This window comes from Acinetobacter gerneri DSM 14967 = CIP 107464 = MTCC 9824 (assembly GCF_000368565.1).
GTDB classification, from domain to species: Bacteria; Pseudomonadota; Gammaproteobacteria; order Pseudomonadales; family Moraxellaceae; genus Acinetobacter; species Acinetobacter gerneri.
Window position 1 is genome coordinate 102981 of the sequence record NZ_KB849553.1, and the last position, 13428, is coordinate 116408.

A 13428-nucleotide genomic window follows, 5' to 3' on the forward strand; every position below is an offset into this window, starting at 1 on the left:
GAATCGCTGTCTGAATCCGAGTCGCTGTCAGAGTCTGAATCGCTGTCCGAATCCGAGTCGCTGTCCGAATCCGAGTCGCTGTCAGAGTCACTGTCTGAATCTGAATCGCTGTCTGAATCCGAGTCGCTGTCAGAGTCTGAATCGCTGTCTGAATCCGAGTCGCTGTCTGAATCCGAATCGCTGTCTGAGTCAGAGTCTGAATCGCTGTCTGAATCCGAGTCGCTGTCTGAATCCGAATCGCTATCCGAATCCGAGTCGCTGTCAGAGTCCGAATCCGAGTCACTGTCTGAATCTGAATCGCTGTCAGAGTCTGAATCGCTGTCCGAATCCGAGTCGCTGTCCGAATCCGAGTCACTGTCAGAGTCTGAATCGCTGTCAGAGTCACTGTCTGAATCTGAATCGCTGTCTGAATCAGAGTCGTTGTCATCGTATGACTTCGAACTATTACCAGCCCAGGCGAGAATACCGCCTGCAGTTACTGGAATAGCCGCCCAGACTAAAGGATTATAATTATCGCCATAAAGTAGTGGTTCAATACTTTCTATTGGTTGGTAATGTGCAACATCTAATAACAATCCTTCATTATTTGTAAAACGAACCCAAAGCAACTGTTGAGATTCATCACCAAAAACTAAGCTATTATCTGTTGCTTCATTTTCACTGAAGAAGCCTTCTATAGTAATAATTTCACCATTTTTTAGGTGAATAATAACATTTGTACCATCTCTCTTTACTTCTAAAACATCATTAGGAGAAACTTTTACTAAAACCACTGATGGTTCATTTAGTTTTACAGATGTCCCAGAAATTGTAGCTACTGTTTCATGACTTTCTTTTGTTACAACTTTAATATCCGCCATAGAGTTCCCAGCACCACAGCATCAATGAATAATATATTTTTCATCAAAACCATAGTGACTTTAAAAGTTACATTTTAAAACGCTATTTAAACATAGTTGTATACATAAAGTAATCTAAACTTATATTTAATTTAAGCGCAGATTCAAATCCCAAGTGCAACACACTTGTAGTTAGTTGAAAAAGTTAGGTGTATTCATAGAATCATTAGACTTTTTCAACTCGCAATTGGAAAGCACACAATGAAGAAATACACCCAACTTTCTCAAGATGAAAGATACGAAATTTATGCTACTTTGAAAAGTAAAAGTTCAATCGCTAGCCTTGCTCGGGAGTTAGGGCGTTCACGATCAACCATCTACCGTGAGTTAAAAAGAAATACTGGGCAACGTGGATATAGAGCTCAACAGGCAGCGAAATTTGCAAGTCAAAGACGGTACCATCCTTCATCATCCATGACAGCATTTGCCTTCGCTTATATTGATTACTTAATTGGCTTAGACTGGTCACCAGAACAAATTTCAGGTGCTTTAACACAACGCGGTTGGCTGGATGTACCTTCACATGAGTGGATTTACCAGCACATTTATCAAGATAAATCACAAGGAGGTAACCTCCATCTACACTTAAGGCATCAGAAGAAATATCGAAAACGAGGTTACAAAAACACGGATCGTAGAGGGCAAATCATTGATAAAACAAGTATTCATTGCCGAGACCAGGTCATTGATCAGCGACAACGTTTAGGAGATTTCGAAGGTGATACGGTGATTGGTAAACATCATAAAGGAGCTTTATTAACCCTCGTTGATCGAAAGAGCCTGTACGTACATATTGTTCATTTAGGGTCAACGAGAGCATCCTCTAAAACGATTACTTGTGCATTAGATCGTTTACGAATGAGCCATGCTTATAGTGTAACATTTGATAATGGAAAGGAATTTGCCGAACACAAAAGAATTACTGATGTCGGCATAGATACTTATTTTGCTGATCCTTACAAGTCTATTCAGCGAGCTAGAAATGAAAATACGAATGGTTTAATCCGGCAATATCTGCCAAAATCATCATCGTTTGATGACGTGTCAAACGATGAAATAGAGCAGATAGAATTTTCACTCAACCATCGTCCTAGAAAAACACTAGGCTGGTATACGCCAAGTGAAGTTATGGCTGGTTTTTATACTGTTGCACTTGCTGCTTGAATCCGCCCTATCTAAAAGTAGTTTTTCATTTAAGATTAAAGTATCTATATAAGATGCAAAAACATTTTGTTTGCTATCTGAGGTAATTTCTTGTAAAGCTTTATATTTCTGTATCTTTGCACTCGCTTTTTGTCTAATATTATTTATTATTGAAGCTGCTATTACCCCAATAATTTCATCATTATCACGAACCACAAAAATTTTGGAAGAGCTTAAAATCACCTCTCCTAGAAAAAAATCTGCCATAGGCTTTACATTTTTTTTAGGTATCCAAGCATTATAATCCCAAATAGAAATAATCATTTGATTTATTTTTTCTAAATCGCTTTCACTAAATTCATCAGCAACTTCATACTGTAGAACGTTATTACTATTCATTATTTATACTCATATAGTTGGATATATATTTAAATTATAGGGAGTTTTATTTGAGAGAGGCAAGGGGAAATTTTTATGAAGCTCAATCACTCGTAGACACTTTTTCGGTTCTTATCACCTATAGTTTATTTATTTAACCAGTAAGTATGCCACTAGACTTTATGAGTTATTAATCGCTTGGCGTGAAGTTGGTAAAACACCTGTTTTTGAACTACAACAGTTACGTAAAAATTTAGGTGTTGAAGATGATGGTAATACCCCCCATTTTTAATTGAATTAATGGGGGCTTTGTTGCACAAAGATTTGAAATGCAAAGCGCCCCTAATTGAGCCAAATTTAAGGCGTAACTTGGGTAAGTGGGCGACCTAATTCCGTAAATCTGTTAAGGACTGCTACACGTGCATGGATCTCATTCACTTGGCTATCAAAACTCCTTGCACTGAGTTTATCTCCTAATAATTTGATGCAATGCATCTTAGTTTCAACCAAACTTCGCCGATGATAGCCTGACCATTTTTTCCATAGTGTCCTGCCTAAACGTTTAATTGCTCGAAGTAATTCATTTCGCTCTAGCGAGCTACTCTTTGTATCTTTCCATGGTTTCGCATTTTTTCTAGGTGGAATCACCGCATGCGCTTGCCGATCTGCAATGACCTGACGGCATTGCTTGGTGTCATAAGCTCCATCGGTATAAACAGAGTTAATCTGCTCATCTTGTGGAATCTGATTAAGTAAATCACCAAGCACCTGTGAATCACTGATATTATTGGTTGTAAGCTGAACTGCTCGTATTTGTAGGGTTTTAGCATCTATACCAATATGAAGTTTACGCCATTGGCGACGATATTCAGGTCCATGTTTCTTGCGTTTCCATTCGCCCTCACCTAGAAACTTCATGCCTGTAGAGTCCATGAGTAGATGCAGCCCATCGCTACTTTTTTGGTAGCTGATTACAATATCAATATGCTTTTGTCTTCTACAAAGCGTGGTGTAATCTGGAGCTATCCAATTTAATCCGCAAAGTTTAATCAGACTTTGCACAAAGCCAGTGACCATACGTAAAGACAGACGGAATAAGGATTTAATCATTAAGCAGCATTGGATGGCTGCGTCGGAGTAGGTTTGATTTCGCCCTTGTTTGCCTTTTGATGGAGCATACCATTGCGTAGCAGGATCAAACCAAATGGCAATATTTCCGCGACTCATGAGTGCTCGGTTATATGCGGGCCAATTGGTTGTACGGTAGATTTTGTGTGCAGGCTTCTTCATTTGAAAATTATATCGCTGAAAAACCCTTTACAGATAGGTTTGTGCAACAAAGCCATTAATGGGTAGAAAATCTAAAGCCTTGTTATTGTTTAAAAATAGGTGGACAACCATTTACTGACATATGAGGTCGTTCATGATTATAAAAGTACTGCCAGTCAGTTGTATAGTCCTGCACCTCGCTCAGATCTCGAAATAAATATTGATTTAGACACTCATAACGTACTGTACGATTAAATCGCTCAACATATGCATTTTGCTGTGGATTGCCTGGTTGAGTAAATACATGCTCAATACCATGCTGATCACACCACTTTTCCATCAGCTCACTTATATACTCTGGGCCATTGTCGGTTCTAATGCGTTTAGGTTTACCTCGCCATTCAATGAGCTGATCAAGTCCTCTCAGCACACGTTCTGCTGGCAACGAAAAGTCAATCAATATATCCAATGACTCGCGATTATAGTCATCAATCACGTTGTGAACTCGATAACTACGTCCATCACTGAGTTGATCATACATAAAGTCCATTGACCATGATTCATTCTTAGCTGTCGGTACTGCAAGGGTTTCAGGCTGTTCTCGTTTAATCCGCTTATTAGGCTTGATTCTTAAATTAAGCTCAAGCTCCTTATAAATGCGATAGACACGTTTGTGGTTCCATTTGTATTTTTTAACATTACGCAAATACAGGAAACAAAGCTTGAAGCCCCATGTTTTATGATCATTGGTTAATTGAATCAACCATTCGGCAATCTGTTGATTCTCTTCATCTAAACGAGCTTTATAGCGATAACACGTTTGACTGACTTTAAAAATTAAGCAGGCCATGCTGATTGAAATCTTAAATTGCTCAGTAGCTTGCTGAGCAAGTAACTTTCGCTGAACAGGCCTTAAAACTTTTTTAAAAGTGCATCTTGCAAGATGTCTGACTTTAGCCGCTCATCAGCATACATGCGTTTTAAACGGGCATTTTCAGCCTCAAGTTCTTTAAGCCGCGTCATCATTGAAAGATCCATGCCGCCATATTTGGACTTCCACTTGTAGAATGTAGCAGAGCTCATACCATGTTCGCGGCACAAGTTCGGTATGGGTGTTCCTGCTTCAGCTTGCTTCAAGATACTCATGATCAAGCTGTCTGAATACTTAGATGTTTTCATAGAAAATCTCCTTAAATCAAGGTTATTCGATTTTCTACTTTTAAACTCAATTATTTTTAGGGAGGATTACCGTAGCGCCTGCACTGAATGTTCCAGAACTAGCATCAATGACCTGATCAACATGGTCAAGTTTTACAGTAGAGCTAAACTTCTCGAATGGAGGTTCAGGCACAATTTTGACGACTTGTCCTTTTTTAATGGATCGAAAATATTTTAAAGGGACAATCGCATTAATTTTAAATTGATCAGTCTGCGCAATTTTGAAAATAGGATTCTTTCCTTCAGTTGGGCCGACCATACTGCCCGCATAAATATACTGCTGCATGACTATTCCATTAAAAGGACTGTAAATTTTTCTACGGTTTAAATCGGCTTGGCTCTGTTTATATTCAAATTCTGCCTGTTTGAGACTTTCTTGAGCAATTTGAAGCTCAGCACGGGCCTGACTTAACTCATTTACTGCATCATCATAAGCCTGCTTGGAAACAAAGTTTTCAGCACTTAGCTGCTTTACCAAGCAAATTAAAGACCTTGTATCTGATGAGGAATATCGTCAACTTCAGCAAGATCTTTTGGTACAGCCTGATAGAGGTGACCTAATCAAGAATGGCGGTGGTATTCGCAAAGTACGTTGTGCTCAAGGTAACAAAGGGAAAAGTGGTGGGATACGGGTGATTTATTATTGGGTCACCGAGGATGATCAGATCTTTTTCTTAGTGGCTTATCCAAAATCAGTAAAAGATAATTTAACAGATAAGGAAACCGCCATTCTGCGCCAACTCGTGAAGGAGCAATTTCATGGATAACAACTTATTTGATGACTTGGTTGCTTCAATCAAAGAAGCTGGAGCTATCAAACGTAAAGAAGTTAAAGCAAGCCGAGTTACAGAACTCGAATTGCCTGATATTAAAGAAGTACGTGAAAAAACTGGCTTGAGCCAAAATGAATTTGCTGCACGTCTACATATTAGCCCCCGTACCCTGCAAAATTGGGAACAGGGACGACGCTATCCAACTGGACCAACAGCTACATTGATTCGAATTTTAGAGATACAGTCAAAACCGAAACACAAGGTACAGCCCGTATCACTAACATAAATCACTTAGTTTTCCAGATTCCACATAAGATTATGGTGTATAAAGTCACAGAGTTTGAGGATTTACTCCCTCATCGTTGGGCACCCGAAGCCAGTTAAAATACAGCTACGGGGATTACCGTATGCTTACGATCAAAGCAATTTTTCAGCGTTTGCAATCATAAGTTTTTCACTTTCTATTTTTTCTAATTCACTCACTAGATTCCCTGTAATAATCTTTTCGTCTGAGAAATTTTCAGCCGAATTTGGAATCACTGTGGCTTTAATCGTTTTTTTCTTAGCGTCTTTCACTCTTAAGTCATACCATTTTTTTCCTGAATCACTCATAAAATCATCAATCTTTATGAAACGGTGGTCATTTTGCCCTGCTCTTAAGCCGTTTTCACCAAATTTATAGAGATCTAAGCCTCTATAAGTCGCATAAGGTTCTTTTTCATCATCTAAATAAAGTTCTAAATACCATTGAATAGAAGATAAGTTTTGCTGACTTCCATTGTGAACATCAAACCACACCCCCTTTTCCAAAAAAGGATCTCGATGTTCTCCGAATCTAACATTAGTAGCTTTAATTTTTGAAAGATCGTTATAAAGATCAGTCCATTCTTTCTCAATAGCCTTTAATTGGTCATATTGAGCATTTACTTCTGGCTTGCGTTTACCTATGGCCATTTTAATCATCTTGCGATATGTAATATCAGCTCCCCATTTGTCCTTAAATATTTCAATAGTGTCATATTTATCATTGATACCTATTGAGTCCATTGCCCACTGAATAATAGCGGCATCATTTTCTGGAGTTTCTTTAAACACAATTCCTGATGACTCTGAAAGACTATTGAAACTTGTTAAATCAAATGTTTTATCTAAGGGATCTTTACTGCAACCACTCAACATTGCAAGACTTAAAAGGGATACGATTACAAGCTTTTTCATTTAATTCCTCTGGATTGGATTCAAAGTAAATTTTTAGATTTTCTGGTAGCGTCTGAGAACAGAATGTCAGTATCAAAATATCAAATAAATTCTGCTGACCACATAACACGATAAGTATACTGCCTTCTATCCATTTTAATCCTCCATCTAATTCAGAGATTTCATTTGTTCGCTATATAGCAAACTTTATGAGCAAAGCCTGTAAATTGAAGGATAAAAGGACTTCACAGCTGAATGGAAAAAGCTCCCTAGTGCCATAAGAGATCAATTCAAGAAGAAACTCGCTAAGGTCATAAGCAGCCACATATTCCCAAGAATATACTCAGAGGTGATCTTGCTCATCACCGTCGGGAAACGAGCTGACAGCATAGTTTATGATGAAGCGAAAAAGCGCATTAAAGACTAAAAATGGGAGCTTAAGGCTCCCATTTTTGTGTTATTCACCAATTAAAATGTCTATGCGAAAAACCATTTAAAATGTCCTGTTTTTAACTACAAGAGTCAAGTACAGGATTCAACTTTCTTTGTTTAATAATATTTTTCTGAGCTCTACGACTCGGCATACTTTTCTTGAGACGGGAACGTTTATTCTGTTTCTCCAATTCCTCATGTTGCTGCTGGATATGGGCCAGGACCGAACCTAATCTTTTATTCTCAACCACATCATTCTGCTGTAGTCCAGCCAGTTTATTGAAGACTCTATAGTTGATCTTCCGTCCTTCATGCATGATTGCCACAGTACCATCCGGGTACTCCAGAAATGAAATGTATTGCCCAACAAGCTTATGATTCAGCTCTGTCGGTTCAAGCATATAAATACACTTGTCATAGGTCAGGGTCAGATTCTTGGTGACCTTACGCGGTTCCTGCCAGGTAAAAATATCATCCAGTTCAAGATCAGATTCGGTTAATGGCCGATGCAGGTTCTTTGAGTTTCGCGCACATTTGGCGAACTTCTGATTGAACTGCTCAATAAAGCAGGGTAACCATATATTGGCCTCTGCAATCGAACCGATGCCTTCCAGGCGCATCTCTTTGATCAGACGGTCCTGAAGGGTTCTGTTGGCACGTTCCACACGACCTTTGGCTTGGGGTGAGTTGGCAAAGATAATATCGATGTTCAAATTATTCAGAATCCGCCCAAATTGCGTAATCTGGCTGTCTTGCCTGGATTTTTTATTAACTCTGAATACCGAATGCTTGTCGCTATAAAAGGCTAGAGGTTTGCCGTATTGTTCAATGTAGGCTCGGGTTGAAAGCATGTAGTCAAAGGTCGTTTCAGCCTCACAAAAGCGCAGATGCAACAGCTTTCCAGTAGCATCATCGATATAAACCAACAAGCAGCATTTTGCAGCTCGACCTTCAAACCAGTCATGATATGAGCCATCAATTTGGATCAGTTCACCGAAGCAATCCCGGTTATAACGTGGCTGATATGGACGCTTCAGGCGCTTGGATCGCGGAATCCACAGGTCATTGGCCGTCATCCAGCGCCGAAGCGTTTCTACCGGGATATTCAGGTCAAACATGCTGCTGAGCTTCTCATGCGCCAAGGTGGGTCCAAAGCCCAGCAAATGTTCAGCAATAATGGAAAGGCACTTTGATTTTAACAAGTCATCATGGCGACGATGGCCAGGTTGACCACGACTGGCATGTGCCATACCTGAGACACCATCTTGATTGAGCTTCTGCAATAACCGGGTAATTTGACGGGTGGAAAGATTTAGGATTTCAGCAGCACGGACCTGGGTAATACGATGATCTCGAACGTCTTGCAGAACTGCAAGCCGTTGAATTTCTTTGTCAGACATAGTGATCAGCATCTATATTTATATCCAGTCCATGGTGATAAAAACCATCATAAACTAGACATTTTTATTGGTGAGAATATAGACACTTTAAATGGGTTCTAACATTTTTATTTCGTATAACAGCCATTATGTTAAATAGAGCTTCATCTGTGTTGCTCTCATAAAAGCTTAGCTAAAATACCAAAACCAGAAAGCGACCAACACGCCTAGTGAAAGGACTGAAGCAAACAGGGTGAACCATGAATGTGATTGTGTCCCCCAAAACATACGCTTTGCTAGCCATTTTTTAAGTAGAACACTATTCAGTGTCAGTGCTGTCAAGTGTAGTAATACAGTAGCTAAAAACAGATTTGCGAATAGTTCATGCAATTCTTTTAAACTGTGGCTATGCGTATAGTCTGTTAAAAAGCCTGCCAGTACAGTTAAGGGCATCAGGCAAAAAGCACCCAGTATGCTCAGCTGAAACAGGCTGGAACTGGCTGCTTTTAAAAATGCTGGGGAAAGCCATTGCTGCGGTTGCGCCCAATAGCGCTGCACAAATGGCTTGATCACATTAAATCGACGGCTCGCCCCTGAAGGCTGAGTATGAGCAAATCGAGAAGCAAGAAACTGCCATAAAATTCTTAATATCAGGCTAATACCAAGTGTATAGCCAAACGCCATATGCACTTGATGCCATTCTTCTGCATCCCCCGTGAGATAAGCCCCAGTAAAGCTCAAAATAATGACGATATGCAGAAATCGAATCAGTAAATCTGTAGAAGATGTTGCTGTGTTCTGAGCCATAAAAAACCTTTGTTGACTGTATTTTAGTTGCAGAATAGCGGCTCAAGCTGAGGTGAATATTAAAGAATACAGTCAAAAAAAAATGGCGCTCATTAGAGCGCAATTTTAAAATTGGAAGATCATGTGAATATTAATTTTGTCTACAATTAGCTTAATACGGATTATACGAAGCCTGAACATTGGAGTCGGTTTTTTTAATACGTATAACACCCATTATTAAACAAGGTTATTTTAAATGTAATGGATATGCATCAGTAGTGACTTATATTCTCTATTGTCTAGCTCAATTAAGGTTTACAGATAAAATATTTACTATAATCATTCTGATAACAGCAAGGGACTATATTGTGCGCCATTCTTATCATATCGAAAAACATTATATTGAACGGTCAGGGTGGCTACGTGCGGCTGTACTAGGGGCTAATGATGGGATTATTTCTGTAACAAGCCTAGTAGTCGGAATAGCAGCCAGTGGTGCTTCTTCTCAAACATTATTAGTAACATGTGTTGCGGGATTAATTTCTGGGGCGGCTTCAATGGCTGCAGGTGAATATATTTCCGTTAAATCACAACAAGATATTGAAAAAAATGATCTGAAAATGGAGGCACGTGAGTTAAAACTCCATCCTGAACATGAACTGCAGGAACTAAAAAATATTTATATACAACGTGGTTTAGAACCAACTTTAGCTGAAGATGTCGCTAAACAACTAACTATGCATAATTCTTTAGATGCACATGCTCGTGATGAAATTGGCATTTCAGTTCATACCTCTGCCAAGCCATTTCTAGCGGCATCTTCTTCAGCCCTCGCATTTTCTGTAGGTTCATTATTTCCTTTAATTTCAATGATGCTTCTGCCTGAACAATATTTAGATAAAGGTGTCATGCTGATTGGAGTTTTAACTCTCGGAATTATGGGAGCATTGGCGAGTTATGCTGGCGGTGTAAGTATCTGGAGAGGTTCTGTTCGGGTTATGATTTGGGGAATTGTCGCAATGTTATTCAGTGCTTGGATCGGATCACTATTTAATGTTGCTGTGACCTAATATACTTTGTGTATCTGATCACAATATTTTAATCCAATAAATTATTATAGGTTTTGAGTAGTTATTATTCATGAGTTCTCCTAACTTTTAGATACTTATATTACATATGATCTAACCTGATTAGAGGTCAAAACTAAGATACTCAATCATCTGCTTCAAAGATTTTTAAAATTAACATAATACGTATTATGCGAAACGAGGGCTGTAGGCTCTCGTTTTTTCGTTCTAGAACTGCTAAAATCCTTATACGCCATTGACGTACTTTAACTTATGTTATTCATTGAAACCAGTATTTTTACCAAGCAAATCAAAGAGCTTGTGAGTGATGAAGAGTATCGTCAGCTCCAGCAAGATCTCTTGGTACAGCCTGATAAGGGCGACTTAATCAAGAATGGCGGAGGCATTCGTAAAGTACGTTGTGCTCAAGGTAATAAGGGTAAAAGTGGTGGTATCCGGGTGATCTATTATTGGGTCACAGAGGATGATCAGATCTTTTTCCTAGTCGCTTATCCAAAGTCTGTGAAAGATAATCTGACAGACAAAGAGACCTCGATCCTACGTCAATTAGTGAAGGAGCAATTTCATGGATAACAACTTATTTGATGACCTGGTTGCTTCAATCAAAGAAGCTGGTGCCATCAAACGCAATGAAATCAAAGCAAGTCGAGTGACTGAGCTTGAATTACCAGATATAAAAGAAGTACGTGAGAAAACTGGCTTAACCCAGGCAGAATTTGCTGCACGTTTGCATATCAGCGCGAGAACCCTGCAAAACTGGGAACAAGGCCGTCGATATCCGACTGGTCCTGCAGCGACTCTAATTCGCATTCTGGATGCCCATCCAACCCTAATTTAAAAAGTTTAGATAATAAAAAAGCCCGACATCCTGTCGGGCTTTTTCGTATTGGTTCGCTTGGCATAACTCCTGTCGTGCCGCCGATCCTTGTGCGATTATTTATTTTTATTCTGCGGAACATCCTGTTCTCTTATGACTTCATGATATTGAATACAAGGGATTGTGAACATCCGTAAAATCCCTAAATCCATGTGCGCTCAGGCGTACAAAATTGGTGGATTTTTATCCCAAGAGTTGTCCGCAGAAATTGGGGATAATTTAAGCCAGCGTTGGCTTGATAACGCAGAGAAAAATGACAAATCGATTAAATATTAATCAATTTTATTGGCAAGAAGTATCAGAATTGCTCAAAAAGAAACCGACTTGTTTCCAAGTCGGTTTTTTGTGGTTTTTTAGGGGGATGAAAAAATTTTAACTATATGAAAAACAAAGATATTTTAAAAAGCTGTTATTCCTAAGTAGAAATGTCCTACCTAATAACCAAATAGAAATGTCCTATACAGACACTTCCAAGTCAAGCACAGGATTCAGATTTCGTTCTTTGATTACTGTTTTCTGTGCACGTCTGCTCGGCATCTTTTGAGAACGATTGCGTTTGTTTTGCTGTTCTAATTCTTCGTGCTGTTGTTGAATATGATTGAGAACAGCACCTAAACGTTTATTCTCAACAACCTCTCGCTGGTTGAGCTGACTTAATTTATCGAAGATGCTGTAATTGATTTTTCTTCCTTGATGTTCAATGGCTACCGTGCCATCCGGGTATTCCAGAAACTCAAGATACTTGCCGATCAACCTTTTATTTTCTTCGGTATTTTCCAGTAAATATACGCATTTATCATAAGTAATCGTCAGGCTGTTCGTGACTCTGCGGGGTTCACGCCAGGTAAAAACATCATCTAATTCTTCGGCTGTTTCAGTGACAGTCCGGTGTAGATCCTTGGGATTAAAGGCCATATTGGCAAATTTACGATTAAATTGCTCGATAAAGCAGGGCAGCCAGGCATTCGCTTGCTCAATCGAACAGATGCCTTCCAGGCGCATTTCTTTAATCAGACGGTCCTGAAGCGTTCTATTCGCCCGTTCTACACGGCCTTTGGCTTGTGGTGAATTGGCGAAGATGATATCGATATTGAGGGTACTGAGTACGCGTCCAAACTGGGTAATCTTGGTATCTTTCTTGCTGCTTTGATTCACCCTGAAGACTGAATGTTTATCACTGTAAAACGCCAACGGCTTACCATGCTGCTCAACATACAAACGTGTTGAAATCATATAGTCAAATGCTGATTCCGACTCACAGAAGCGTAAATGCTGTAATTTTCCTGTGGCATCATCGATAAATACCAGCAGACAGCACTTAGCAGCGCGTCCTTCAAACCAGTCATGGTGTGAGCCATCGATTTGAATCAGTTCACCATAACAATCTCGGTTATAACGAGGCTGATACGGGCGTTTCAGGCGCTTGGCGCGAGGAATCCACAGATCGGCTGCAATCATCCAGGAACGCAGTGTTTCCACTGAAATATCGAATCCATGAACAGTGGTGAGCTTTTCATGCGCTAAAGTGGGTCCGAAACCATGCAGTTGATCCGAAACAATATTGAGGCACTTGAGTCTGAGCTCTTCAGGAAGCCTGGAATTGCTGATTTGGCCACGTGCAGCATGTGCTAATGCAGCTGGGCCTTGAGCTTTGTATTTTTGCAATAAACGTCTGATCTGACGTTCTGAAATATGAAGTAGCTGAGCAGCTTGGGACTGGGTTATGCGTTGATCACAGATTTCTTGCAAGACCGACAATCGTTTAAGTTCTTTATCCGACATAGACACCAACATATCAAACCGTCCGCTAAGAAAATTGCAAAAGTGCATATTCTAAAAGCGGACATTTTTACTTTGGAGAAACCGGACATTTCTACTTGGGGCTTACAAAAGCTGTTATTCACCAATTAAAATGTCTATGCGAAAAACCATTTAAAATGTCCTGTTTTTAACTACAAGAGTCAAGTACAGGATTCAACTTTCTTTGTT

15 protein-coding genes and 1 pseudogene are annotated in these 13428 nt (G+C 39.5%); 7 read left to right on the forward strand and 9 right to left on the reverse strand.

Features of this window, described 5'->3' with window-relative positions; all coding sequences use genetic code 11:
- Positions 1 to 860, reverse strand: an 860-nt coding sequence (locus F960_RS22850) for a BapA/Bap/LapF family prefix-like domain-containing protein (protein ID WP_004871376.1), incomplete at its 3' end; no start/stop codon positions are given.
- 240 nt (positions 861 to 1100) lie between these two features.
- On the opposite strand from F960_RS22850, the gene F960_RS20755 reads away from it, so the two are divergent.
- A complete protein-coding gene (locus F960_RS20755) occupies positions 1101 to 2063 on the forward strand; it encodes an IS30 family transposase (protein WP_004854881.1) in 963 nt (320 codons plus the stop codon).
- Here the strand turns inward: F960_RS20755 and F960_RS20760 are convergent.
- Positions 2001 to 2441 carry a hypothetical protein gene (locus F960_RS20760; protein WP_004871379.1) on the reverse strand — a complete coding sequence of 147 codons (441 nt, stop codon included), beginning with the start codon at positions 2439 to 2441 and terminating at the stop codon, positions 2001 to 2003. The two genes, F960_RS20755 and F960_RS20760, sit on opposite strands and share 63 nt — an antisense overlap.
- A gap of 130 nt (positions 2442 to 2571) precedes the next feature.
- Between F960_RS20760 and F960_RS22485 the strand changes: the two are divergent.
- A pseudogene (locus tag F960_RS22485) lies at positions 2572 to 2691 on the forward strand (replication initiation protein RepM); the annotation flags it as partial.
- Between the two features lie 86 nt (positions 2692 to 2777).
- On the opposite strand, the gene F960_RS20765 reads toward F960_RS22485, so the two are convergent.
- From F960_RS20765 to F960_RS20780, 3 genes are all read right to left on the reverse strand, one after another.
- Positions 2778 to 3710 (reverse strand): IS5-like element ISAba12 family transposase, encoded by a 933-nt coding sequence (locus F960_RS20765; protein ID WP_020846600.1) that lies wholly within the window; start codon positions 3708 to 3710, stop codon positions 2778 to 2780.
- 82 nt (positions 3711 to 3792) lie between these two features.
- Positions 3793 to 4868 (reverse strand): IS3-like element ISAba20 family transposase gene (locus tag F960_RS20770; RefSeq protein ID WP_085945805.1). Its coding sequence is split into 2 segments (ribosomal slippage): positions 3793 to 4616 and positions 4616 to 4868, totalling 1077 coding nucleotides; the frame shifts between segments, so codons are not numbered across the junction.
- A 46-nt stretch (positions 4869 to 4914) separates the two neighbouring features.
- Positions 4915 to 5385, reverse strand: coding sequence for an efflux RND transporter periplasmic adaptor subunit (locus tag F960_RS20780; RefSeq protein ID WP_004871383.1), 471 nt, complete (start codon positions 5383 to 5385; stop codon positions 4915 to 4917).
- On the opposite strand from F960_RS20780, the gene F960_RS20785 reads away from it, so the two are divergent.
- Positions 5348 to 5674 (forward strand): type II toxin-antitoxin system RelE/ParE family toxin, encoded by a 327-nt coding sequence (locus tag F960_RS20785; protein ID WP_020846447.1) that lies wholly within the window; start codon positions 5348 to 5350, stop codon positions 5672 to 5674. The two genes, F960_RS20780 and F960_RS20785, sit on opposite strands and share 38 nt — an antisense overlap.
- Positions 5667 to 5966, forward strand: a complete 300-nt coding sequence (gene nadS, locus F960_RS20790; RefSeq protein ID WP_004871385.1) for a NadS family protein — start codon at positions 5667 to 5669, stop codon at positions 5964 to 5966. Before F960_RS20785 ends, nadS (F960_RS20790) begins: the two co-directional genes overlap by 8 nt.
- A 131-nt stretch (positions 5967 to 6097) precedes the next feature.
- On the opposite strand, the gene F960_RS20795 is transcribed toward nadS (F960_RS20790), so the two are convergent.
- From F960_RS20795 to F960_RS20805, 3 genes are all read right to left on the reverse strand, one after another.
- A complete protein-coding gene (locus tag F960_RS20795; RefSeq protein ID WP_004871387.1) occupies positions 6098 to 6898 on the reverse strand; it encodes a hypothetical protein in 801 nt (266 codons plus the stop codon).
- Between the two features lie 488 nt (positions 6899 to 7386).
- Positions 7387 to 8721, reverse strand: a complete 1335-nt coding sequence (locus tag F960_RS20800) for an ISNCY family transposase (protein WP_004856465.1) — start codon at positions 8719 to 8721, stop codon at positions 7387 to 7389.
- Between the two features lie 156 nt (positions 8722 to 8877).
- Positions 8878 to 9495, reverse strand: a complete 618-nt coding sequence (locus F960_RS20805) for a cytochrome b/b6 domain-containing protein (protein ID WP_004871389.1) — start codon at positions 9493 to 9495, stop codon at positions 8878 to 8880.
- A 347-nt stretch (positions 9496 to 9842) separates the two neighbouring features.
- Between F960_RS20805 and F960_RS20810 the strand changes: the two genes are divergently transcribed.
- The 3 genes from F960_RS20810 (at position 9843) to nadS (F960_RS20820) (ending at position 11400) form a co-directional block, all read left to right on the forward strand.
- The gene (locus F960_RS20810) at positions 9843 to 10544 is read left to right on the forward strand and encodes a VIT1/CCC1 transporter family protein (protein WP_002058850.1); all 702 of its coding nucleotides are present in this window, start codon (positions 9843 to 9845) and stop codon (positions 10542 to 10544) included.
- Positions 10545 to 10814: 270 nt separating this feature from the next.
- Positions 10815 to 11135, forward strand: a complete 321-nt coding sequence (locus F960_RS20815) for a type II toxin-antitoxin system RelE/ParE family toxin (RefSeq protein ID WP_000897309.1) — start codon at positions 10815 to 10817, stop codon at positions 11133 to 11135.
- Positions 11128 to 11400 carry a NadS family protein gene (gene nadS / locus F960_RS20820; RefSeq protein ID WP_004641921.1) on the forward strand — a complete coding sequence of 91 codons (273 nt, stop codon included), beginning with the start codon at positions 11128 to 11130 and terminating at the stop codon, positions 11398 to 11400. The genes F960_RS20815 and nadS (F960_RS20820) overlap by 8 nt, the downstream gene beginning before the upstream one ends.
- 495 nt (positions 11401 to 11895) lie before the next feature.
- On the opposite strand, the gene F960_RS20825 is transcribed toward nadS (F960_RS20820), so the two are convergent.
- Positions 11896 to 13221 carry an ISNCY family transposase gene (locus tag F960_RS20825; RefSeq protein WP_020846983.1) on the reverse strand — a complete coding sequence of 442 codons (1326 nt, stop codon included), beginning with the start codon at positions 13219 to 13221 and terminating at the stop codon, positions 11896 to 11898.
- Positions 13222 to 13428 lie beyond the last annotated feature (207 nt).